Source organism: Nostoc sp. ChiVER01 (assembly GCF_034531155.1).
Lineage (GTDB): Bacteria > Cyanobacteriota > Cyanobacteriia > Cyanobacteriales > Nostocaceae > Nostoc.
This window is the reverse complement of record NZ_JAVRBS010000009.1, coordinates 25,736-47,874: the sequence shown is the minus strand read 5'-3', so window position 1 is coordinate 47,874 and position 22,139 is coordinate 25,736. Positions and strand designations below refer to the sequence as shown.

General features: G+C 41.6%; 25 protein-coding genes and 2 pseudogenes. 15 read left to right on the top strand and 12 right to left on the bottom strand.

The features are described 5' to 3' along the window. Positions 1 to 340: 340 nt before the first annotated feature. The 4 genes from RMY00_RS14215 to RMY00_RS14200 all read right to left on the bottom strand — a co-directional run bounded on the left by RMY00_RS14215 (position 341) and on the right by RMY00_RS14200 (position 2,497). A complete protein-coding gene (locus tag RMY00_RS14215) occupies positions 341 to 691 on the bottom strand; it encodes a VOC family protein (RefSeq protein ID WP_322648158.1) in 351 nt (116 codons plus the stop codon). 350 nt (positions 692 to 1,041) lie between these two features. Further along, positions 1,042 to 1,473 (bottom strand): YciI family protein, encoded by a 432-nt coding sequence (locus RMY00_RS14210; RefSeq protein ID WP_322648157.1) that lies wholly within the window; start codon positions 1,471 to 1,473, stop codon positions 1,042 to 1,044. Positions 1,474 to 1,670: 197 nt separating this feature from the next. After that, a complete protein-coding gene (locus RMY00_RS14205; RefSeq protein WP_322648156.1) occupies positions 1,671 to 2,168 on the bottom strand; it encodes a VOC family protein in 498 nt (165 codons plus the stop codon). A 35-nt stretch (positions 2,169 to 2,203) separates the two neighbouring features. Then, positions 2,204 to 2,497 carry a YciI family protein gene (locus tag RMY00_RS14200; protein ID WP_322648155.1) on the bottom strand — a complete coding sequence of 98 codons (294 nt, stop codon included), beginning with the start codon at positions 2,495 to 2,497 and terminating at the stop codon, positions 2,204 to 2,206. Positions 2,498 to 2,804: 307 nt separating this feature from the next. Between RMY00_RS14200 and RMY00_RS14195 the strand changes: the two genes are divergently transcribed. The 3 genes from RMY00_RS14195 (at position 2,805) to RMY00_RS14185 (ending at position 4,411) form a co-directional block, all read left to right on the top strand. Continuing rightward, on the top strand, positions 2,805 to 3,182 hold the full coding sequence (locus RMY00_RS14195) for a sigma factor (protein ID WP_322648154.1): 378 nt from the start codon (positions 2,805 to 2,807) through the stop codon (positions 3,180 to 3,182). A 145-nt stretch (positions 3,183 to 3,327) separates the two neighbouring features. Further along, the gene (locus RMY00_RS14190; RefSeq protein WP_322648153.1) at positions 3,328 to 3,753 is read left to right on the top strand and encodes a hypothetical protein; all 426 of its coding nucleotides are present in this window, start codon (positions 3,328 to 3,330) and stop codon (positions 3,751 to 3,753) included. Positions 3,754 to 3,985: 232 nt separating this feature from the next. Next, entirely contained in the window at positions 3,986 to 4,411 is a 426-nt protein-coding gene (locus RMY00_RS14185) for a VOC family protein (protein WP_229500702.1), read from the top strand. 519 nt (positions 4,412 to 4,930) lie between these two features. Here the strand turns inward: RMY00_RS14185 and RMY00_RS14180 are convergent. The 3 genes from RMY00_RS14180 to RMY00_RS14170 all read right to left on the bottom strand — a co-directional run bounded on the left by RMY00_RS14180 (position 4,931) and on the right by RMY00_RS14170 (position 7,802). Next, positions 4,931 to 6,508, bottom strand: a complete 1,578-nt coding sequence (locus RMY00_RS14180) for a calcium-binding protein (RefSeq protein ID WP_322648152.1) — start codon at positions 6,506 to 6,508, stop codon at positions 4,931 to 4,933. Positions 6,509 to 6,585: 77 nt separating this feature from the next. After that, on the bottom strand, positions 6,586 to 7,227 hold the full coding sequence (locus RMY00_RS14175; RefSeq protein ID WP_322648151.1) for a tail fiber domain-containing protein: 642 nt from the start codon (positions 7,225 to 7,227) through the stop codon (positions 6,586 to 6,588). Positions 7,228 to 7,541: 314 nt separating this feature from the next. Further along, positions 7,542 to 7,802: a hypothetical protein gene (locus tag RMY00_RS14170; protein WP_322648150.1), complete on the bottom strand. Its 261-nt coding sequence runs from the start codon at positions 7,800 to 7,802 to the stop codon at positions 7,542 to 7,544. A 147-nt stretch (positions 7,803 to 7,949) separates the two neighbouring features. On the opposite strand from RMY00_RS14170, the gene RMY00_RS14165 reads away from it, so the two are divergent. After that, on the top strand, positions 7,950 to 8,318 hold the full coding sequence (locus RMY00_RS14165) for a helix-turn-helix domain-containing protein (protein ID WP_322648149.1): 369 nt from the start codon (positions 7,950 to 7,952) through the stop codon (positions 8,316 to 8,318). After that, a complete protein-coding gene (locus RMY00_RS36165; RefSeq protein ID WP_416212064.1) occupies positions 8,255 to 8,896 on the top strand; it encodes a transposase in 642 nt (213 codons plus the stop codon). The genes RMY00_RS14165 and RMY00_RS36165 overlap by 64 nt, the downstream gene beginning before the upstream one ends. Here the strand turns inward: RMY00_RS36165 and RMY00_RS14155 are convergent. Next, a complete protein-coding gene (locus RMY00_RS14155; protein ID WP_322648147.1) occupies positions 8,793 to 9,137 on the bottom strand; it encodes a hypothetical protein in 345 nt (114 codons plus the stop codon). The genes RMY00_RS36165 and RMY00_RS14155 overlap by 104 nt on opposite strands. Positions 9,138 to 9,179: 42 nt before the next feature. On the opposite strand from RMY00_RS14155, the pseudogene RMY00_RS14150 reads away from it, so the two are divergent. From RMY00_RS14150 to RMY00_RS14135, 4 genes and pseudogenes are all read left to right on the top strand, one after another. Then, positions 9,180 to 9,901 (top strand): annotated as a pseudogene (locus RMY00_RS14150) (IS630 family transposase); the annotation flags it as partial. 56 nt (positions 9,902 to 9,957) lie between these two features. Beyond that, the gene (locus RMY00_RS14145) at positions 9,958 to 10,761 is read left to right on the top strand and encodes a transposase (protein WP_322648146.1); all 804 of its coding nucleotides are present in this window, start codon (positions 9,958 to 9,960) and stop codon (positions 10,759 to 10,761) included. Between the two features lie 202 nt (positions 10,762 to 10,963). Continuing rightward, the gene (locus tag RMY00_RS14140) at positions 10,964 to 11,701 is read left to right on the top strand and encodes a glutathione S-transferase family protein (RefSeq protein ID WP_322648145.1); all 738 of its coding nucleotides are present in this window, start codon (positions 10,964 to 10,966) and stop codon (positions 11,699 to 11,701) included. Positions 11,702 to 11,814: 113 nt separating this feature from the next. After that, positions 11,815 to 12,186: a hypothetical protein gene (locus tag RMY00_RS14135; protein WP_322648144.1), complete on the top strand. Its 372-nt coding sequence runs from the start codon at positions 11,815 to 11,817 to the stop codon at positions 12,184 to 12,186. A gap of 28 nt (positions 12,187 to 12,214) precedes the next feature. On the opposite strand, the gene RMY00_RS14130 is transcribed toward RMY00_RS14135, so the two are convergent. Beyond that, complete coding sequence (locus RMY00_RS14130; RefSeq protein ID WP_416212063.1) at positions 12,215 to 12,649, bottom strand: transposase; 435 nt, start codon at positions 12,647 to 12,649, stop codon at positions 12,215 to 12,217. A 349-nt stretch (positions 12,650 to 12,998) separates the two neighbouring features. Between RMY00_RS14130 and RMY00_RS14125 the strand changes: the two genes are divergently transcribed. The 6 genes from RMY00_RS14125 (at position 12,999) to RMY00_RS14100 (ending at position 19,900) form a co-directional block, all read left to right on the top strand. Continuing rightward, on the top strand, positions 12,999 to 13,361 hold the full coding sequence (locus tag RMY00_RS14125) for a hypothetical protein (RefSeq protein ID WP_322648143.1): 363 nt from the start codon (positions 12,999 to 13,001) through the stop codon (positions 13,359 to 13,361). Positions 13,362 to 13,554: 193 nt separating this feature from the next. After that, entirely contained in the window at positions 13,555 to 13,917 is a 363-nt protein-coding gene (locus RMY00_RS14120) for a glycosyltransferase family 9 protein (protein WP_322648277.1), read from the top strand. A gap of 286 nt (positions 13,918 to 14,203) precedes the next feature. Next, complete coding sequence (locus tag RMY00_RS14115) at positions 14,204 to 14,725, top strand: hypothetical protein (protein WP_322648142.1); 522 nt, start codon at positions 14,204 to 14,206, stop codon at positions 14,723 to 14,725. A gap of 12 nt (positions 14,726 to 14,737) precedes the next feature. Continuing rightward, a complete protein-coding gene (locus tag RMY00_RS14110; protein ID WP_322648141.1) occupies positions 14,738 to 16,120 on the top strand; it encodes a tetratricopeptide repeat protein in 1,383 nt (460 codons plus the stop codon). Positions 16,121 to 16,142: 22 nt separating this feature from the next. Beyond that, a complete protein-coding gene (locus RMY00_RS14105; protein ID WP_322648140.1) occupies positions 16,143 to 18,296 on the top strand; it encodes a peptidase domain-containing ABC transporter in 2,154 nt (717 codons plus the stop codon). Further along, positions 18,254 to 19,900 carry an HlyD family efflux transporter periplasmic adaptor subunit gene (locus RMY00_RS14100; protein WP_322648139.1) on the top strand — a complete coding sequence of 549 codons (1,647 nt, stop codon included), beginning with the start codon at positions 18,254 to 18,256 and terminating at the stop codon, positions 19,898 to 19,900. Before RMY00_RS14105 ends, RMY00_RS14100 begins: the two co-directional genes overlap by 43 nt. A 475-nt stretch (positions 19,901 to 20,375) precedes the next feature. On the opposite strand, the pseudogene RMY00_RS14095 reads toward RMY00_RS14100, so the two are convergent. From RMY00_RS14095 to RMY00_RS14085, 3 genes and pseudogenes are all read right to left on the bottom strand, one after another. Beyond that, positions 20,376 to 20,531: pseudogene (locus tag RMY00_RS14095) on the bottom strand (ISKra4 family transposase); the annotation flags it as partial. A gap of 20 nt (positions 20,532 to 20,551) precedes the next feature. Continuing rightward, the gene (locus RMY00_RS14090) at positions 20,552 to 20,677 is read right to left on the bottom strand and encodes a hypothetical protein (RefSeq protein WP_322648138.1); all 126 of its coding nucleotides are present in this window, start codon (positions 20,675 to 20,677) and stop codon (positions 20,552 to 20,554) included. Positions 20,678 to 21,166: 489 nt separating this feature from the next. Then, positions 21,167 to 21,988 (bottom strand): spherulation-specific family 4 protein, encoded by an 822-nt coding sequence (locus RMY00_RS14085; protein WP_322648137.1) that lies wholly within the window; start codon positions 21,986 to 21,988, stop codon positions 21,167 to 21,169. Positions 21,989 to 22,139: the final 151 nt, after the last annotated feature.

The window sequence follows — 22,139 nt, the reverse complement described above, 5'->3', positions numbered from 1 at the left end:
GAAGTAGCGTAGGCGCAGCCCGTGTAGACATCGCTCTTACGAGGCATAGTCATTGCCTTGCCTCGTCAATTGATTCTCACGAGTCAGGGATAAAAGTGGAATCATTTTGTCAATAAGGTTCACAAATGAAACTAATCTCAGCAATATGTCTTATTGACAATAGATGAAAACAGAGCTTTAGACCGAACAACGATAATTCAAGGCTTTTAAGGATTTCTTATCCTGAACTCAGGTTATTTACAATTGGACTTTGGACGAATGACAGATGTTGATATAGGCTCAGATGGTTTGTTCGCAGTTGATCATCCACAGTGTTCCAAATTGATCGGTCAACATGCCTTCACCGCGATGACCAGAACGTTTGCGCGATCGCCATCTTTACCTTGCCGTTTTCTGCTAGAGCGTGAAAAAGCCGTTCTGCCTCAGCGATTTCAGGAACGCTAATTTGTACGTAGAAACCTTGCGGGGTTTCAAAGTATCCTGGTGGGCAGTCAGATCCCATCAGGAGGCGATCGTCTAGTTCAAGGCAAGCGTGCATGATTTTGTCCTGCCATTCCGGTGAGACATTTTCGTTAGAAGGTGCTTCTTTGTGTGTCATCATCATAGTTATCTTCCCACTCAGACATTGTTCGTAGAACTTGAATGCTGCCTCACAGTTGCCATTGAACATCAGGTAAGAATTGAGTTGCATTAATTTCTCCTTTTGTAATCGACTCTGCGTTTTGATGAGCGGATCGTTCGCACATGAACATCATTTGTGCGGTTGCTGATGACCAAAGAGGCAGGGGAGCAGGGAGCAAGGGAGAAAGATACTGGAGTTCTACTGCCACAAGGGTTTCAAGCCCCTAAATTTATTTATACTCCAAGTAAAAACATTTATTTCGATAGCGCCGGCGGCAAGCGAGTCCGCGAGCGTCGACGCGAAGCGCGTTCGCCTTTGGCGTCTCGTAGAGAGAAATAATACGTCCTTGTTCCAGAGCAACTAAATTTATTTATGGGGTTCTCCCCCCTGCCCCCTGCCCCTTGTCCTCTTCGCTGACGTTACTCTTGCTGCTGCGTTTCAAGTTGAGCGCGAATGCGGTCTTCCTGCTCCCTTAAGGCGGGTGTCAGGACTTCATCAAAATCCTCTGCCTCGAATATGGGACGAATCTCAATCTCGGAGTCTCCTGGCATAGGGTTAGGGCAGCGCTTTACCCAAGCAACTGCCTCTTCCATTGAGTTCACCTGCCACAGCCAGTATCCTGCCACTAGCTCCGGCGCTGGAGTGAAAGGTCCCTGGGTGACAGTGCGATCGGTTCCTGAAAAGTGAACTCGCACCCCTTTCGAGCTAGGATGAAACCCCTCAGCAGCGAGCAAGATACCTGCCCTGGCTAATTCTTCGTTGTACTGCCCCATTTCAGTTAAAAGCTGTTCGCTCGGCATGACCCCAGTTTCGGAGTCTTGGGTTGCTTTGACAAAGACCATAACTTTCATTGTGAAATCTCCTGTTGAATGGTTTTGAGTTAGATTGCGAGGGGTTGGGTGTCAATACTGAACGCTTTGTGCATTTTCAACTCGGCATTGGGTTTGGGGTAAAGGTTAAAGGTTTTTTCTTTCCCCTTTTCCCCAAAACCCGACAAGTATTGGGTTGGGTGTGCTGATTAGCGTAAAGCGCAACTCCGAAGGAACCGCTAATCAGCAGCGACACGCTTGAGTTCATCAATCTCGATCTTCTTCATTTGCAGCATGGTAGTGGTTACTTTTTGAGAGGTTGCCACATCGGGGTGGTTGAGTAACTCAATCAGAATGCGAGGAATAATTTGCCAGGAAACGCCGTATTTGTCTTTGAGCCAGCCGCATTGCTGTGCGGTTTCATCCCCACCGGCAGACAATTTTTGCCAGTAATCGTCCACGTCCGCCTGGGTATCGCAAAAGATTTGGAAGGAAATCGCCTCGTTAAATTTGAAGGTCGGACCACCGTTGAGTGCTGTGAACGGCTGACCATCAAGTTCAAAGCTGACAGTCATGACGGCTCCGGCTGGTTTTCTGTGAATTTCCTGTCCAGCGTCTCCATATCGACTGACGTGGACAATTTTGGAATTGCGAAAAATCGATGTATAAAACTGAGCGGCGGCTTCGGCTTGATCATCAAACCATAAACAGGGAGTGATTTTGGAATTGTTTTGCATGAGGGTTCTCTTTGAGTTCAAGCGGTTAAGGACGGTCAGGGCTGTGCTGGTAGTCCCGCAACTTCGATGACAGGACGGATTTCGACGGTGCCGACTTTTGCACCTGGGATGCGGGTGGCGATCGCAATGGCTTCATCCAAATCCTGAGCATTAACGAGGAAGAATCCACCCAATTGTTCGCGGGTTTCGGCAAATGGTCCATCGGTCACGAGTGATTTGCCATCACGGACTTGGACACTGGTTGCGGTTGCAACAGGATGAAGTGGAGCCGTCGCCAGAAATTGTCCTTGAGGGGAGCAAGTCCTGGGCGAGTTGGGCAGATTCCCCATAGCAATGCTCCCGCTCGGTGTCGCTCATGGCGTTTTCGTCCATATAAATCAGCAGCAAATATTTCATTCGGTTGCCTCCTTTGTGATTAAGTCGAACGGGAATTGTCCAAATCGACACCTGAGTGCAAAAATTTTGTTTAGTACAATTGAACTTTATCGAACAGAATTCAGGAGTCAGGAGTCAGAATTCAGCATGAATTCTGTACGGCTGGCGGATAGCGACGCGCAAAGCGAGTCCGCGAGCGTCTTGATTCTGACTCTTGAATTCTGACTTCTGAATTCTTCTTCAAGTCTTTTTGTCAAAGGTATGGCTTCAATCCCAAAAACAGATGTGGCTCAAGCAATTGCTGCCCTTTATCGAACTGAATGGGGGCGCATTGTTGCTATTCTGATTCGGCTGGTCGGAGATTTTGATGTAGCTGAAGAAACTGCACAGGCAGCATTTACAGCGGCAGTGAATCAGTGGGAAAGCAACGGTATTCCCGATCGTCCCCGTGCCTGGATTATCCGAACTGCCCGGTACAAGGCGATCGATCGCCTCCGACGACGCACGAAACTGACCGAAAAACTGGAGTGGTATGCGGCATCTGGCTTAATTCCATCCACTGAAGAACCAACCTATGACAATACTTGTCGGGTTTTGGGGAAAAGGGGAAAGAAAAAACCTTTAACCTTTACCCTTTAACCTTTTCCCCAAACCCAACTCCGAGTTAAAAATCCAAAACCCGAGCAGTATTGCAACCTATGACAGTGATGAAATTGGAGACGATCGCCTGCGATTAATCTTTACCTGCTGTCACCCGGCACTGGCACATCTACAGATTGCTGAGGTGTTACCTCTGGTAGAGGAAGCGTTGCTCTTTGGAACCAGAGTGTATGCTCTGCAAGCGGCGATCGCAGCCCTCCATTGTCAGGAAACCCGCGCCGAAGAAACAGACTGGGCGCAGATCGTGCGGCTCTATGAGATGTTGGAACGCTTGCAGCCCTCACCCATTGTGGCCTTGAACCGAGCAGTGGCGATCGCAATGGCAGACAGTCCTCAAGCCGCATTTGGACTGATTGATAGCCTTGCTCCAGAACTGGACAGCTATCATCTCTTTCATGCCACCCGTGCAGATTTATTCCGGCGTGTTGGAGCATTAGAGGAAACGACCCAGAGCTATACACGGGCACTAGAATTAGTGACAAATGACAGTGAGCGTCGTTTCCTGGAACGTCGGTTGCGCGAAGTTCAACCTAACATTCAGTCCGGCTAAGGGTTTACAACAGTTTAAAGCGCCAGGCATCCATGATGCCGTTGAAAAAAAATGAAAAATCTTCTAACAGGGTGAACTTGTAACTTAACAAAAGGCAAAAGAAGACAAGTCGGCTTAGTACTTTAGTACTGTTATAATCCAATCGTTTCATCAAGTTGTGTTAGGGTGCAGCAAATCACCGATCGGCTCTCTGGCACATCCACATCCACCTCAACTGATAGAGGATTTCGACATGGATAACAATCCCAGCATTCTCTCGCATGTTTCGATTGGTACTAATGATTTTGAACGAGCGATCGCCTTCTATGATGCTGTGTTGCCAACATTGGGCTGTAAGCGATTTATGGAGCATCCGGGGGCGATCGCCTATGGCAAACAGTATCCCGAATTTTGGGTGGGAACTCCCTTCGACGGGCAACCTGCAACGGTTGGCAATGGAACTCACATTGGTTTTATTGCTCCTACAAAAGAAGCAGTCCACGCCTTCTATGAGGCAGCATTAGCGGCAGGAGGCAAAGACGATGGTGCCCCCGGTGGCAGACCCGACTATAGTGAGCCGTATTACGGCTGCTTTGTGCGCGATCCAGATGGACACAAAATAGAAGCCGCCTTCTGGGATGAGCAGCTTGAGCAGCAACTCAACCAGAACAATGGTTGACCAGAGAATGACTCATTTTTAGAGGCAAGATAACACTATGGAATTTCATCGAGGTCGCCTGATTGACCATGTTCATCTACGGATATCAGATTGATAAGTTGTTTATACAGAATTCGTGGTAAGTAATAAAAGTACTGTCAAAGAAACTGTATGCAAAGGGTATAACCCAGAACTAGTACTCTGCCAACCCAAAAATGCTGGGTGAGAGCTGGGGAAAGGAAAAAGGGAAAAGGGTAAGGGATTTAAAACCTTTACCCTGCTAAGTTCCCTTGGCGAACTACTAGCGATGTACATAATATTTACAGGCTTTAAAAGTATGGCTAAGGTAACAATTTCAATTGGGCTAACTGATGCAGAAGTCAAAGCTTTATCGGCAATGCAGATTTTTGAAGTTTAAATTGTAATCCTCCTTGCACATAATGTACAAAGAGGATTCAAGACCCCTAATTAGCAATGCTGATGATTGCAATTATTGGAATCTAGCTACAAACTTGCAGACATATCTTAGATTCTGTTTGATTAAGCAACGATCTCAAAGTTTATAGCTCTTAATACAGGTGGTGTTGTGGATGCATTGTTATCGTTATCAATGTTAGCAAACAGACTACCTGTGCCAAAGCCTGGCGATGTCAAGTTTTGGTTGAAGTACAAATTGCCAGTTCCAAAGCTGTAAGTAATGATTCCAGAGCTAGTTGCAGCAGCTGCATCAGTAGCTACTATCCTAATATCGGACAGATTGTTGAGTCCGACGAAACTTGTCCGAGACAGAACAATTCTGTCAAAATTGCGGCTGAAGTCAGTAATTTCATCTACGCCTAAACCACCAGCACTATATTGAGCGCCTGAGTTGAATACGAAGCGATCGCTACCACTACCGCCTGTTAGGATATCATTACCAGCGCCACCCCTTAAGACATCACTACCAGCATCACCATTAAGGACGTCATTGCCAGCCCCACCATAGAGGCTGTCACTGCCGTTACCGCCAAAGCCGCTTAATGATGTAGTTGTGCCACTACCATCAAGAGAGTCATTTCCAGCACCGCCTGTAAAGCTGACTGCACCGACGCTAGTTCCCGCTAGGTCGTTAACATCAAGAATGTCATCGCCTCCGCCACCATTGATTTCAAACCTCTCTGCACTATCTACAGTCAGGGTGAAAGGAACTAGGTTGAGCCGATCAAAGATTGCTCTTCCTTGGGCATCTTGTTCTAGGCGGAAGGTATCTCCAGCAGTTGCGGCACCGTTGACCTCAACCACGTCATCACCAGCATTACCACTGATTCTGTCGCTACCGTCACCGTTGTTCCAGATGAGTCGGTCGTTGCCTGCTCCGCCAGTGAAAGTATCGTTGCCACGATCTCCAATTATGGTATCGTTTCCGCTCCCACCGGATAGAAAGTCGATACCATCGCCACCTCGTAGCAAGTCATTATCAGCGTCACCAATTAAGGTGTCATTTCCAGTTCCACCAATTAGGGTGTCATTACCAATTCCACCAGAGGCAGTTAAGGGTGTTGATGTGCCACTACCATCAAGAGAGTCATTGCCAGCACCGCCTGTAAAGCTGACTGCACCGACGCTAGTTCCCGCTAGGTCGTTAACATCAAGAATGTCATCGCCTCCGCCACCATTGATTTCAAACCTCTCTGCACTATCTACAGTCAGGGTGAAAGGAACTAGGTTGAGCCGATCAAAGATTGCTCTTCCTTGGGCATCTTGTTCTAGGCGGAAGGTATCTCCAGCAGTTGCGGCACCGTTGACCTCAACCACGTCATCACCAGCATTACCACTGATTCTGTCGCTACCGTCACCGTTGTTCCAGATGAGTCGGTCGTTGCCTGCTCCGCCAGTGAAAGTATCGTTGCCACGATCTCCAATTATGGTATCGTTTCCGCTCCCACCGGATAGAAAGTCGATACCATCGCCACCTTGTAAGAGATCATTGCCAGTGCCACCTCGTAAGGTGTCATCACCAGCGCCACCATTAAGGGTGTCATTTCCACCGAAACCATTAAAGTTATCAGAAGCGGCATCACTAGTACCTATATCTGCTCTATTGGTTGGTCCTGGGTCTGGGGTCCAAATTACTGCCATGATGATCCTCCTAATTCTGGATTTCTAAGTGAATAATGAGCTACTAGTAGTTCAGTTTTAAGAAAAGTATGAAAATACTAGTGTTTCTCCAAAGCTTTTACTTTCTGTGCCAATGCCAAAATTGTCTGCTGCTGTTCTTGAACAACTTTGGTTAGTACCCCTACAATATCCATAGAACTAAGTCTTTTTCTATCAGGGGTTGCTACAAGCTCTGGAACATCTTCAGCGATAAAGCCAACATGTTGTACTTTTTCTGTGTCAGCTTTGTACTTGAACTTGACAGGGCTTAGGTTAGCTAGTGTCTCAAGTGCTTCTTTACTGGAAAGTTCAGTAATATTTTCCTTCAATTCTCTGGATGACCCCTGGGCGAATACACCAGTGATTGAGAGATTGCCAGTTGTAGTCAAGGTCATCACATTACCCCTGACTGCTGGGTTAAAGAAATTCATCACGTTGTTGGAACCACCAGTAGCGATATCCCAAGCGGATTTACCAAACGTCGAGAACCGCAATCGGGCGAAATCGTTATTATTAGTCTGTACGATAGTAACTTGAGGATTATTACTTGAAGCTACACGAACCTCAGCGAATGTTCCAATTGTCTGTGCTTGTGCTGGCTCATTACCAACAACAAGGGGAAGACCCTTGGCGGCGGCGGCTCCAGCAATGAATGCACCACTTGCCTTAAGAATTTGACTGCGAGAGAACTTATCAGTCACGGTGATATACCCCGGTTTCTTAGTTGTGGGTTTCTTTAAAACTGCTAGTGTAGAGCTTAAAAATTAGATGCCCTGACAGTAAAGCTTACAGTCATGAAGAACTTGACTCATAATTTGTCGCTGCGGTCAAATAATTCGTCGCTCTACACCTGAATCTAAATTAAGCTTTTAATAAGAAAAACACAGTCCGAAAAAGACTTTAATAGTATGAAGTCGAAAAGAAAATTCAAATTGATTGGTATTATTTAGTCACAAAAAGTCTGTTTTGTTGTAGAACAACAAATTATTTGACCAGAGCAACAGATTGTTTGTCATCAATCCAAATCCTTGTTTGTGGATTTTAGCTCCAGTTCACAGGAATCATTAGTCTCAAACCAAGTGCGTAAACCCTGCTGAAAGTAGGTCACTTCCAAAAATAGACATATTTCCCGTTTATATTCCCTAGTTAAATACTTATCATCAATTGGGTCAAAATTACGAACTTTGACTTTTAATGTTTTAAAATGTTCAAATTCTTGACGTTCTAACGTACTTGAATAAACTTCATATAATAAATCGTGAAGTGGTCGGTTCAATTCGAGTATTAATCCGCTACCTAAACGCAAACTCTCTTCCTTCGTTAAGGCTTCGAGTTTGAGAAATTCGCCAATTTCTCGAATTTCTTGATTACAGCACTTGCGCTTGTTATGAGGTACACTAAATTAAAATATAAATACCTTTAAATGAAGTCATACTCTGTCGAGCTTCGAGAGAAAATAATTGCAGCACATCTTCAAAAAAACATCTCAATCAGGAAAGTAGCTAACATATTTTCCGTCTCAAAGAGTTTAGTGCAAAAGCTTGTAAAACAACAAAAAGTTGAAGAAAATTTACAACCAAAGCCGCGAGGAAAGCCACAATTTAGTCATCTAACAAATGCTGACATAGAGTTAAGAGAATTAGTTGAATTACATCCCGATGCAACATTGATAGAGTTGTGTGAATTATTCGCAGACAAGACTGGTAATTGGGTAGGTCGAAGTGCAATGTGTCGTGCGTTACAGAAATTAGGATTGAATCGGAAAAAAAAACTCTTCGGAGTACCCAAGTAGGCACAGAGCGAGTCCTAAATAAAAGAAGAGATTATTGGGAAAAGGTCAAACATATAGAACCAGAAAATTTAGTATTTTTGGACAAAACTGGTATTCTACTTGGGTTAACGAGGACTCATGCCCGTTCACAAATGGGAACAAGAGCCTATTCTCTGAATCCATTTTATAGAGGATCAAAAGTTACAGTAATTGGAGCAATTAGTATTAAAAAAGTAGTTGCGTTAATGACAATGAATAACTCAATAGACGGCATCGCATTTGAATTGTTTGTTGAAAAGTTTTTAGTGCCAAATTTATGGTCAGAAGCAGTGGTAGTAATGGATAATTTATCCGCACATAAACTAGATTTAATTGTGCCAATGATTGAAGCTGTCGGTGCAAAAGTTCTTTGTTTATCCTCATACTCTCCCGATTTTAATCCCATTGAATTATGGTGGTCACAACTTAAATCTTTTTTACGTAGTTTCACTCCAACTACAACAGAAATGGTTGACAAACTAATCTCAGTTGCACTCGATTTAATAAATCCTCAACATTTAAGAAACTGGTTTGCCAGTTGCTGCTACTGTACCTCATAACAGCCGTAAATGCTGTAAGCTTTTCAAATTGCCCAACCAGTTGTTCGTAGGGGATGTCTTGAGCACGCATGTGCTTTAATCCATAGGCGAGAGTTTGCAAAGGACCATTATGGATTATAGTAAAAGTATGTTGAATTGTGTTTTGACGTTCGTTAATTTGCGCTTGTAAGTATTGATCGTGCTGGTAAAATGCAAAAGCACTCAAGCCAACCCCATTCACAGCTAATAAGCTAATCGACACTTAAGTTGCATAATAAAAAGAGAAAACCGTTGAAAAGCAACTATGCCGCCGCCAGCCAAGAACTTTTTAACACCAGAACAAATCAGCAAGCTACAGCAAGCTCTAAAAGATAGCGACCAACCACACGTCAGGGAAAGAATTCTCATTATTCTCCTACAGAATGATGGAAAACCGCAATACGAAATTGCTAAATTTTTATGCTGTTCGCACAGAACAGTAGCATATTGGTGTATGCACGGCGATCCAGATGATCTAGAAACTCTACATAATAAAAGAGAGTATGAACATTACCGAAAAGCGACTCCTGAATATATTGAACTATTATTAAAAACTGTTGACCAAGAACCAACAGATTTAGGCTACGACTTCGGCAGATGGACGGCAGAAAGATTAGCCACATATTTAACCGAGAAAACAGGAATTGATTTAAGTAGCTCTCAGGTGAGAAGGATATTAAAGCGAAAAAAGTATAGTTATATCTGGTATAAATATGGTTTAGAAGATAAACAAAATCCAATTGAAAGAGCCAATTTTCAAAAGAAGCTAACTCAATATTTAACAATCGCAAGAGAACAACCAGAGCGTTTACAGGTATGGTTTTGGGATGAGAGCGGGTTCAGTTTACGTGTGATTCGTCGTAAGGGTTGGGGTAAAAAAGGAAAACGCAAGAATGTTCCAGGACAACGGCGTTGTGGTCGTGCGGAGCCGGAGACGCTCCGCCTCCGGTTAATGTCATGGGAGCAATTCGAGAATTAGACCGAAAAGTTTTGCGATCGCTGTGTGATGAATACCTGGGAACCTGATTGTTGGCTGAAAAGCTGTGCTTTATAATACAGTTTTTGGAAAAAGCGTTGACGAATATTACATAAATAAAACTAATGATTTGGATTCTTTTTATGCCTACGCTACTGTCTATGTAATTAAAAAGAATAAACGAGTTACCTTAGCTATTAAAGCTGTTCAACAACAAAATACTTTAGTAGCAATTATTACTTATCTTTTAGCTCTGATTGAGCCTTTGAATCTTCAAATTGAAAGATTGTATTTAGACCGGGAATTCTTCTGTGTGCCAGTGATTAGATGGTTACAAGCTTTGGATATTCCCTTTGAAATGCCAGTTATTATTCGAGGCAAACAAGGAGGTACTAGAAAACTAATTAGAGGTCGGCGCAGTTATAAAACAACTTACACTTTAAACAGCGATAAATATGGCTCAGTCACTTTTCATGTGTGGATAGTTTGTACATATAAAAATGGTAAAAGACGCGCACACGGGCGAGAATTTTTTATTTACCCTGTTTATAAAGTTAAGCTGTCATTACATTCAATACATGATGACTATCGTCTTCGCTTTGGGATTGAGAGTAGCTATCGAATGAAAAATCAGTGCCGGATTAAAACTACTATTAAAAATCCCATTATTCGGCTTTTATTTGTAGCTTTGGCGTTTTTAATTATTAATATTTGGATTTATCTAGTATGGCATTATCTTAGCCGTTTAAAAAGAAGCTCTAAGCAAGTTTTTTCTTATCTATTTACCCTCAAACAGATGCTTGAATTTCTACGTCAAACCGTAGACCGCAACTATGGGGTAGCCTGCGAAGTTTGTTTACCATCTGGCTGATTTTGGTTGATTTTTGGGACAGATTATAAGTTTTAGTTATAATCTGTCCCAAAAATCAGCTTTTCTACATTCTCCCCAAAAACGGTATCAGAGACTACTATTCTTTTCTTTAGCGATGGCTACGCCCGCCGAAGGCATCGCAGAACTTTTCGGTCTACTGACAGTGTTTGAAGATAAAGCTGTAGCATGATCTGAGTGTACTTTGGAAATAAATTTCCACCCCAATCTCTATGATGGCGTTGGGGCATCCCTCGGTTTTGTTAAACTATTGCAAGCATTGCACTGGGTAAAATCGTTTTTCTTGTATGCAGATTATATTCCCTTTCCAGGAGTGAATTTCTCAAAAATGCAATTATACGCTCACGAGCTATCAGGAAATTGTTACAAGGTTGTACTCTTGTTATCCCTGCTGGGGCTAGAACATGAAATTATCCGGGTTGATCTTATAGTGGGGGAACAGAAGTCAACAGAGTTTTTAAAACTTAACCCTTTTGGGCAAGTTCCAGTTTTTATTGATGGCGAGCTAGTTCTGCGTGACTCGCAAGCTATTTTAGTGTACTTAGCTCGTCAGTATGGCGGAGAATCTTGGTTGCCCTCAGAGCCGGAAGCAATGGGTAAAGTTTTGCAATGGTTGTCTACTGCTGCCAATGAAATTCAGAATAGTCTATCTGCGGCTCGACGGTTTTTTCTATTAGGTACACCTATCGATTTAGAAGGCGCACAGCAAAAGGCAAGATATACGCTTGAGGTGATAGATAAGCATCTTCTGAATCGAGACTGGCTAGAGACAAATCACCCAACGATCGCAGATGTTGCCTGCTATCCCTATATCGAACTTGCCAGTGATGCCCAAATTGCTCTTGAGGCATATCCGCAAGTGAGCGTTTGGGTTACTCGCATCAAGCAGCTTCCTCTTTACGTCGCAATGCCTGGATTTTAACAGGATACAATTAGGTGGTTGACAGTTTCAGCTTAACAATAGCGAGTAAACTATCTGCTGCGTCAATTACTTCAATTCGGGTGAGCGCATAGACATCTTTACTAGGAAACAATATGGCAGACCTTAGCGGTAACTGGTTAGGAACTTACTGGCAAGATGAGATTCCTAGTCGCTTTGAAGCAACCTTTGTTCAGAGTGGAAATACTTTCAATGGTTCCATTTTGGATGACAACTATTTAGGAGAAGCTCAGGTCAATGGCGAGGTAATTGGGCAGACTGTCAGTTTTACTAAACGTTATTTAATTACTTCACCTGTACCAGTTAGATATACAGGCATAGTTTCAGAAAATGAAGATTATATGCAAGGAAAGTGGAATATAGGTTTGCAGTATTCTGGTGTATGGGAAGCTCGACGCGGTGGAGAAAACCTGATTGTAGATTTACAAACTCGGCTTGAACAGCAAACTTCATTGACGATGACTTAATCGCCCTGCCTTATCCCTAGCTTTCCTTCTATCTAATTTCCAACTCTAAAAGACTCAGCACTTTTCCTTCCAAATCGGTCAAATAAGCACGATTCAGCTTGCCGAGCATCTCCAAAAACTTCTGCACCGATTCCTCCAGGTTTTGTGCGTGGAGCGGTACAATCTGCGATCGCGTAATTCTATTAAAGCTTTCTTTTTTCTTTAACAAAGGGTATTTACTGTAAGTTAAACCAGCTATTTTCTTTTCTCTTTCTTGGCGGTTTTTAATTTGATTAGCTATTCTTTTTTCCTGTTTTCTTCTGGCGTCTAACTCCTGATTTATTTGTTTCATGACATAGAATCTATCTGCTATCACTTGAGCATTCGGTAGCATTTCTTGGATTAAACTTTTATAGGATGTCCATAAGTCTATGCTGACTTCTTCTATTTGATTTAATACATTTATATAAAATATAAAACTCAAGTTTGGATGTACTATTTTAAGCTAACGCTAAAATACTTAGTAAATATTTGCTTGTTTGATTAGGGTTTTGCTAAATTCTACTCTGATTCAGGCTCGTCAATATTTAGATGCGTTTGCCCTGATAAAGTTCTCGAACTACTACTCACGCTACCCCTCCCACTTTTACATTCAAGCACTTTAAACTTTTGTAACAAAACCAAAGCTTTGCGAAAAACTCACCAAAAAACTGAATAAATAAGTAGGGTCATAAGATATTTTGGTTGACCAGCACTACGACGATTTCGGTAGCGGGGTCGTCTGAGAATTTTTCTAAGAGAATAGTTCTTGATGGTATGCGAGGTAAATTAAGTTGATAATATCTTTTGAAGAAGTCTTTCAAATTTTAGATACAGATGTCTTTACCAAAAACCAAAGACGTTTAAAGGATGTCGAAAAATTTATTTTGTGGGGAGCGTGGAAAGATCAGACCTATGATGAGATGGCAAAAGCCTCCAACTATCGCTATACCCCTAGTTATCTGAAGCAAGATGTCGGGCCTAAGTTATGGAAGCTACTATCAGAAGTTTTAGGAGAAGAAGTCAGCAAGATAAATTTTCGATCTGCTTTAGAACGACGAGTTTGCTTGCAAGCAAGCCTCAACAGTCAAAAGCAACTCAAAAACCTAGAAATTGTCGATAATAATCTGATTCAGAGACAAAATAGCAAGATTTGACGATCATTTTTACATACCCCACTGGTTGAAGAGCTTTTAATAGAGCTACTTCAATACCTCACCAACGAGCAGAAAGCCGAGCCATCAAAAGACATAGAAAGAAGAGTTTCGCAACTGATTGAGAGATTACGAGTAGTACTGTTGCAAACAATCCAGGACAGAGCAAACGCATCTAAAGTATAAAAATCCTTTAATAGCAAGGGTTTCGGCGTTTTTAAATCTAGGCAAAACTTCGCTGACTGAGCTAGCTGGTGCTTTATCTAGTGCAAGAGCTTGCCTTACTGTTGATACGGGAACGCTTCATATTGCTGCGGCAGTTGGCTGTCCGACAGTAGCAATTTTGAGAAATGATTTAGATGGTGACGGAGCAAGTCCAACAAGACTTTGGATTCCTCTACAGCCTCATGTCAAATTAGCCCTTATAGATTTTAAGTGTACTGTTTGTCAAGAGCAACGTTTTAAGAATAAGTTTTGTTTAGTTGAAAATCATCCCTGCACGGTTTCTCTTCTCCCTAATAAGGTTATTTATTATCTGCAAGAAATTTTAAATTTGTAAAATAAAACAATCTGTTCACCTTTATTTACTTTTTCAAACTTATAAATTTGAATTAATTCGCACTGCTTGAATTTGCATACAGTATTCAAGAAATTATGTATTGTTTAGATTTCTGGTAGAACATATTTTCTTGATAAATAGGCTTTAATTAATTCAAATAAAACATCTGAACTTTTCTATAATTGCATTTTACAAAAACGATGTTATTAATAGTCTAGATAACTTTCCTCTGCGTCATCCTTATTATTTTTGTAGATTTTTAAACGATTTAGATACTTTAGTAGAATTGACCTCGGACGATCTAGAGAGAATCAGGATTGCCACCATTTTAACCAGACGTTTTTTATCTCAAGCAGACTGGGTGATTGATACTTGTCCTCCTCCCGATCCAGAAACACGTTCTGCAACAAAACCTTTATATCGCGATCCTAACTCTCCTTTTGAAGTTCATGTATTTTCTTGGTTGCCTCAGAACTCAGGCGTTCATAGTCATGGTAGTTGGAGTATTGTTGCTTTTTTAGGAGATGAAACTACAGGACGCGAACTCAATTACTTTTGGACTCGTTTTGATGATGGCTTGCAACCCGATTATGCCGTTGTAAAACCAATTAGTAAGCAAATTTTAGAACCAGGAGATATTATTGGGTTTACTTCAGATGCAATCCACAATATTAAATCTATTTCTGCTGAAAATGAACCAAATCTAGATAACCCAAAACCAACTTTAATGTTCAATATTTTTGGTGATCGTAATCCTAGCAAGCGTTATATATTTAATCCTTTTAAAAATAGTGTAGCTAACTATTAAGGAAGAGTATTTATGAATTATAATTCCCAAGAATTAGCAAATAAGGATTTTGAAATACCTGAACATTTTAGTAAAGCGATTCATGAATATAGAGTAGGAAATTTAGAGAAAGTAAGAGAGATATTAGAACTAATATTGCTTAAAAATTCTCATTATATTGAGGCATTAAAACTAAAAGCAATGTTAGCTCATAGAACAAATAATTTACAAGAAGCTATTGTTGAATATAAAAAAGTTATTAGTATAACATCCAATGATGCTATATGTTATACTGGTTTAGGAAATATTTATCAGCAACAAGCGAATTTCGATGAAGCAATTAGCTACTATCAAAAAGCTTTACTTTTAGCTAATAATTGTAATATTTATTTTGGTTTAGCTACCTGTTTTACTGCACAAAAAAATCTAGATGAAGCTATTAATTACTTAACTAAAGGACTAAAAATTGAACCAGATAATCCTAAGCTTAGATGCGAGCGTGGCATAAACCTTTTAAAAAAAGGCGATTATGAAAATGGACTACCTGATTTTGAGTACAGATTAAAGTTACCCGATATTATAAATTATCATTTTTTGAAGGATACAATGTGGGATGGCTCTGACCTAAATGGAAAAGAGATTGTGCTTCACATTGGTTCTAGGTTGAGCCGTGCAATTCAGTTAATTCGTTATGCACCTCTAGTCGCTCAAAGAGGTGGAAATGTGATTTTCGCTTGTGCCAAACCCTTGCTTCGATTATTTAGTAATGTTTCTGGAATTACTCAATTAGTAGACAGAGAAATTACCTCAGCAAATTTTGAAGTGAATGCTTCGTTGTTGAGCTTACCTTATTTGTTCGGAACAACTGTATCAACTATACCAGTTAACGTTCCTTATATATTTCCTTGTAAACCCGAAGAATGGACAGCTTGGAATATACAATCACTCCTACAAGCGGCTTCAGATACTCGGCTAAAAATTGGTATTGTCTGGAAAACAGGTGAGTACGAACGTTCTGGTAGTTTATGTGAAAAAGATTGCCCGCTTTCCTATTTTATCAATTTACTTTCCATTCCGTATATCAGTTTATATAGTCTTCAAGTTGGAAAGTTGTCCAGTGAAATTCATGAATTCAAACATGAGAGTCGGCTGTATGATTTAACGCCTCAAATTAAAGATTTTGCTGATACTGCTGCATTGATTTATCAGCTAGATTTAGTTATTTCGGTAGATACAGCCGTTGCTCATTTAGCAGGAGCAATGGGTTCACCTATTTGGACTTTATTGGCCTTGGCTGCAAGAGCGGGAAGACAGCCCTTGGTATCCGACGATGCGACTGTTCCGCCAACGTCAATATGGAGATTGGGAAAGCGTTTTTCAGCAAGTTATTCCCGCTTTAAAACAGCATTTAGCTAGTTATCGAGGTTGAGTTTTGTCGATGAAATATCCTAACGTGCTTCAACATTCTCAAGAAGATTGCGGTGCTGCTTGTATAGCTTTGATCGCTAAATATCACGGACGAAATTTTACGATTAGCTACGTTCGTGATATTGCTGGAACCAGACAGCAAGGCACTACCCTTTTAGGGTTAAAACGTGGTGCAGAATCTTTAGGATTTAATGCCCGTTCTGTTACTGCTTCGCCAGTCATTTTAGAGAAGATAGATAAAGCACCTTTACCCGCTATTATTCACTGGAGAGGCGAACACTGGGTCGTTTTATATGGGAAAAAAGGCAATAAATATGTTGTAGCCGATCCGGCGATTTCAGGTATTCAATATTATGAGAAAACTAAATTAATTGAATCTTGGACGGATTGGGTGATGCTCTTACTCAATCCCGATCCAGTGCGGTTTTTAGCACAGGAAGACCAGAAAGACGAAATTAAGGGATTGTCTTTATTTCTCCAACGTGCCTGGTCTCATAAAGAAATTCTCAATCAAGCACTCCTGCTTAACCTCATTCTCGGCGTACTTTCTTTAGCCACTCCCTTTTTAATCCAAATCCTCACCGATGACGTATTGGTGCGGCAAGACACTCAATTGCTAACGCGGATTGTCATTGCTGTGATTGCGATGAACCTGGTGAGCAGCACTCTACGCTTTGTCCAATCGGTTTTGATCGCTCATCTAGGCCAACGCATCCAATTAGGGCTAAACTTTGATTTCATTCGTCAAATTCTACGTTTACCTCTCAATTACTACGAAACTCGGCGCAGTGGTGAAATTGCCAGTCGGTTAGAAGATATTCAACAAATAAATCAATTAGTTGCTCAAGTTTTAGTGACGCTGCCCAGTCAATTTTTTGTGGCGGTCATTTCAGTAAGCTTTATGCTTTTTTATAGTATTAAACTCACGGCGATGGCGGCTTTCCTGGCTCTACTGATGACGCTGCCCACTGTTATTTATTTGTCTAAACTTCAGAAAAAAGTTCGTAATGTTTTTACCTTAGCAGCAGACAATCAAGGGGTTCTAGTTGAAACCTTCAAAGGTGCCTTGACTCTAAAAACGACCAATGCGGCCTCTCAATTTTGGGAAGAATTTCAAGGCCGCTTTAGTCGTCTGACTACCGTTACCTTAAGCACTGTGCAAATTTTAATCGTTAATAATACTTTTGCTAATTTAGTAGCTAATACAGGTAATATTATCTTGCTTTGGTTTGGCAGCACCCTCGTTATCGGTCAGGAATTAACCATCGGGATGCTGTTGGCTTTTAATAGTATGAATGGCAACCTAACTTTATTTGTCAATACGGCTGTCAGTTTTGTCGATCAATTTACCCGAACTCAAACAGCGACGCAACGACTCGCTGAAGTCATTACCGCCGAACCCGAAATTCCAGAGGAGTCTCGCCAATCTTTTGTTCATATTCCCATCGATGCTGGTATTGTTTGCACCAATTTGACCTTTCACCATCCGGGGCGACTCGACTTGTTACAAGACTTTTCTGTTACCCTTCCCGGAGGAAAGGTGATTGCACTGATTGGAAAATCGGGTTGTGGCAAAAGTACCTTAGTCAAATTGATGGCTAGCTTGTATACTCCTCAATCGGGCAATGTTCGTTACGGAATCCATAACCAGCAAGACCTTTCTTTAGACTGCTTGCGGCAGCAAGTAATACTAGTTCCTCAAGACGCTCACTTTTGGGGTCGCTCGATTGTAAACAATTTCCGTTTGGGTTCTCCTTATCTGACCCTTGACCAAATTGTCCAAGCTTGCCAAATTGTGGAAGCAGACGAATTTATCAGTCAACTGCCAGAAAAATATCAAACTGTTTTAGGAGAATTTGGGGCTAATCTATCCGGCGGGCAAAGGCAGCGTTTAGCACTTGCCAGAGCAATCGTCAACGACCCTCCCATCCTGATTTTAGATGAGTCTACAGGTGCCCTTGATCCGGTGAGTGAGTCCCAAGTGCTGGAGAATTTACTAGACCATCGGCAGGGAAAAACCACAATTTTAATTAGCCACCGTCCGCGTGTTATTGCTCGGGCGGATTGGATTGTCATGCTTGATCGCGGTCGCTTAAAACTACAAGGGTCAGTAGAGGCGTTATGTCAACAAACGGGAGAACACCTAAATTTCTTGATTCCCTAAAAACTGTAGCAGTCAGCAGTGAGATGACTAGTTTAAATAACCAATTAAAAAAACAGAAGACAGTAGAACAAGGAAAACAAACAGAAAGCACCGATTTTAACTCTCCCAGTCTCGGTGCGTTTCCTTCTTTTGCTGTTTTACCACGAGTCAGAGAAAGCGAATTTTTGCCATCGATTAGTCGTTGGACAACACTAGCAGGACTGTTTGCCGTGACTACGGTGGGAATAGCCATTGTTCTAGCTACATTAACAAAGTACAACGTGACTATTAAAGCACAGGCAACTATCCGTCCTACGGGTGAATTACGTTTGGTTCAAGTGGCGACAGAAGGCTCGGTGAAATACATCTGGGCGCAAGAGAATCAAATTGTTAAAACGGGAGATGTCCTGGCGATTCTTGATGATTCCCACTTGCAAACCCAAAAAAGTCAAATGCAAAATCAGATCCAGCAAGCAAACTTACAATTGACTCAGATTAATGCCCAAATTCAAGCCCTCGATACTCAGATTTTCGCCGAAACTGACCGTTCCAAGCGGAGTGTAGCCTCGGCTAAAGCGGAATTGAGCCACCGAAAGCGAGATTATCGAGATAGGCAAATTACGACCCTGGCTGAAGTTCGAGAAGCCCAGGCAAATTTAAATTCGGCCCGAAATGAATGGCAAAGAGCTAAGGCAGAGTTGAAAGCAGCTGAAGCAAATTTAAGAGCAGTCCAATCTGCTTTAGAAGCAGCCAGCAAGCGGCGTGATCGCTATCAGCGCGTTGCTCAAGCGGGTGCGCTGTCTCAAGATCAATTAGATGAGTCTCAGGATACAGTCAACCAGCAAGAACAAACTGTTGAGGTACAAAAAGCTACTATTGAAGCCCAAAAACAAACGATAGAACTGCGGCAACAAGCGGTTCAGGCTACTGTCGCTCGACTGGAACGCGCTAAAGCTGCCGTCAATCCAACTGGGGCAAAAATAGCGATCGCTTCTGAGAGTGTGGGACAGGAAAAAGCAACAGGCGAAGCGACCAGCGCTTCTTTAAAGCGGGAAAAAGAAGCTCTAATCCAGCGACGCATTGCTTTGCAGCAGCAGCTAGAACGGGATAACCGCCAACTCCAACAAGTTGAAATCGACCTCAGTAAAACTAAGATCGCTGCTACGGCAGACGGGATTATTGCTCAACTAAATCTGCGAAATCCCGGTCAAACTGTAAATTCAGGGCAAGAAATCGCTCAAATAGTTCCGAATGATGTCTCTTTGACAATAGAGGCTGCCATCTCCCCTTCAGACATTGGTAATTTAAAGACCGGCCAGTCAGTACAAATGCAGGTTTCTGCCTGTCCCTATCCAGATTATGGTACTCTTAAAGGGGTCGTCAGTAAAATTTCCCAAGATACCATCAAATCTGCTGGAACTAGTCTAAACAATCTCTTGCTGACTTCCAATCAACAGAGAGATTTCTACAAAGTGGCGATCGCACCAGAAAGTTTGGTCTTCGGTCAGGGCAAAAACCAATGTATGATTAAATTAGGAATGCAAGGTAAGGTAGATATCATTTCTCGTGAAGAGACTGTTCTCCAATTTCTTCTTAGAAAAGCAAGACTATTGGCAGATGTTTGAGGAGAATAAATTGGTTTTCATAACCATAGATAGCTGGCAGTTGGGACAATTTTTGTAATTCTATTTTTAATTCTTTTCTTCATCCCAACAGTGCCTGAACATTTTATACATTTTACCTAAATCTATATTTTAACGTAGGCGTAGCCCGCCGCAGGCATCGCCTGACCTTTGAGTGGCGCATTGTCGCTAGTTTTTGTTCGACTTCAGAAAATCGCGTTGCTCCCGGGTATAATCCTGCTACTCGACCACGGTGACGCCAAATCCAAAATTGTCTAACGGCTAAACTCTCAACCATTTCAATACACTTGGGTTTTTGTCATAGCGGTTCGTCAAGCCGTCTCTAGTAGTGACAGAATATCCGGGAGCATCCCATTTTTGCAGAAATACTGATTCATGAGTGTAGTATGGGAAGAACACAATAAGTAATTAAACAAAATTAATTACACAAATCAATATACAATTAAATTTATGATTAACTTATTTCTGGGCTGACTAGTTCTAATACTTGACTGCGAACTGTTTTTTCTATGCCTTCAAGGTCTGTCAGCTTACTTTTATCTGCTTCTTCATACAGCAGTGTTGACAATTCTTGTAAGCAGGCTTTGATCCGTTCTTGTTTCTCTTGGTTCATAGGAGCGCGATCGCACAGGGTTATTTCCCTTTACATTTTCCCATAAATGGTAAATCTTCCAAAACTGGATGCTCCCGTTCTTCGGCATATTTCAGGCTCAAGCGATCACGATCGCACTTTGCCCCAATAGCTGCTGAAGATTGCACTCAGAATTTATGGGGGAAACCTCATGAACAACCAACCGAATCACAAAAACAGTAGTCTACAAGAAACGCCATGTCCTATCTGCGGTTCACAAAATTTTGTTTGGGGTCGTACCGTTGGAGAATCAGTAAGTCAAAACAATTCAAAATTCAAAATTCAAAATTATCAAACCCTACGTATAAATGCGGTGGCTTGAAATAATAATGCTGTGCTTTTTTATGTCTCCATTAATAAATTAAGGAGCCAGTTGCATGGGCGGGTTCCCCGACTTGAGCAAACTAGCGTGGGCTTGTAACTATTGCTCCAATTCAATTTTAAGTTCAAAATTCAGAGAATTCAAAATTGAAAAATTAATTAAATAATTTTGAATTTTGAATTTCGAGAAGCGACGGTCAGTGGGTGTATTTCCGTGCGGATGAGGCTGGGTGGGGGGAAGGCGAAACTTTTTTCCTTACCCAGTCCGAACCTAGCAATCAATTTTGGCGTTTTGATCAACGTAGCGCAGCAGTTACTTGGGTGCTACATTTCGTTTTCATAGCAGTTAATTCATTAGTCCAATATGTAGGAAGAGTATCCCAAGGATTCGGCAAAACATCATTAGTTACATAAATAGTGCCTGCATTTCGTTTGACAGCTAATTCAATCGCATTATTCATCCCAGTTGTGCCAGATGTAGTATGTATAAGATGTGCAAATTTATTCGCAGGATAATTAAATAGCCAAGCTGGTGCTTGCCAGTTTTGGTAATTACTATAAGTATCTTCAAACACTACGGTAATGTCCGCCAGTTTTATATAATCCTCTGCTGGAATAGTGCCAGGGTTTAACATCACTAAAGTACCTTTTGTATTACGAATGTAATTGGTGATATTTGTGTAGTAGGTAAGATTATTGATACTAGTAGCTACTTCATCCAAAAAGATACCATCTACCGCATACCAAATTTTATATTGATCTATTTCTGTTTTGACAGCCGTTGCACTACGGGTTCCATAAGTTGTAGGTACATAACCAATAACTTTAATGCCTGCTGCTTGTGCATTCTTCACAGTTGTAACGTAGTCGGTATTTTTTGCACTGCCAGGGCCACTGTTAGGATTCATAATCATCACACCAACTCTCGGCGCTGCCTCTGTTGCCTTTTGCCAATAAGTTCCTGGATAAAAATATGCAGGGATAGAAATACTTTGGCAAAGACCAGCTGACGCTTCTGGAGCGGAATTAATCACACCCAGTAATCCAGACACAGCCACCAAACTCGTTAATGTTACCCTACGCCATAAGTGTGCAATAGAAATGTTTAATTTTTTCATATAACGCTATCTACTATGGATAAACCGGGGACAACATTAATTGTCTCCTATACAATTTACTTCTATAGTAATCTGAATTGAAACGTGAGAAAATACGTAGACAAAAACTACGTATTTATAGGCATTTCAGCGATTTTATTTCTCACGAATG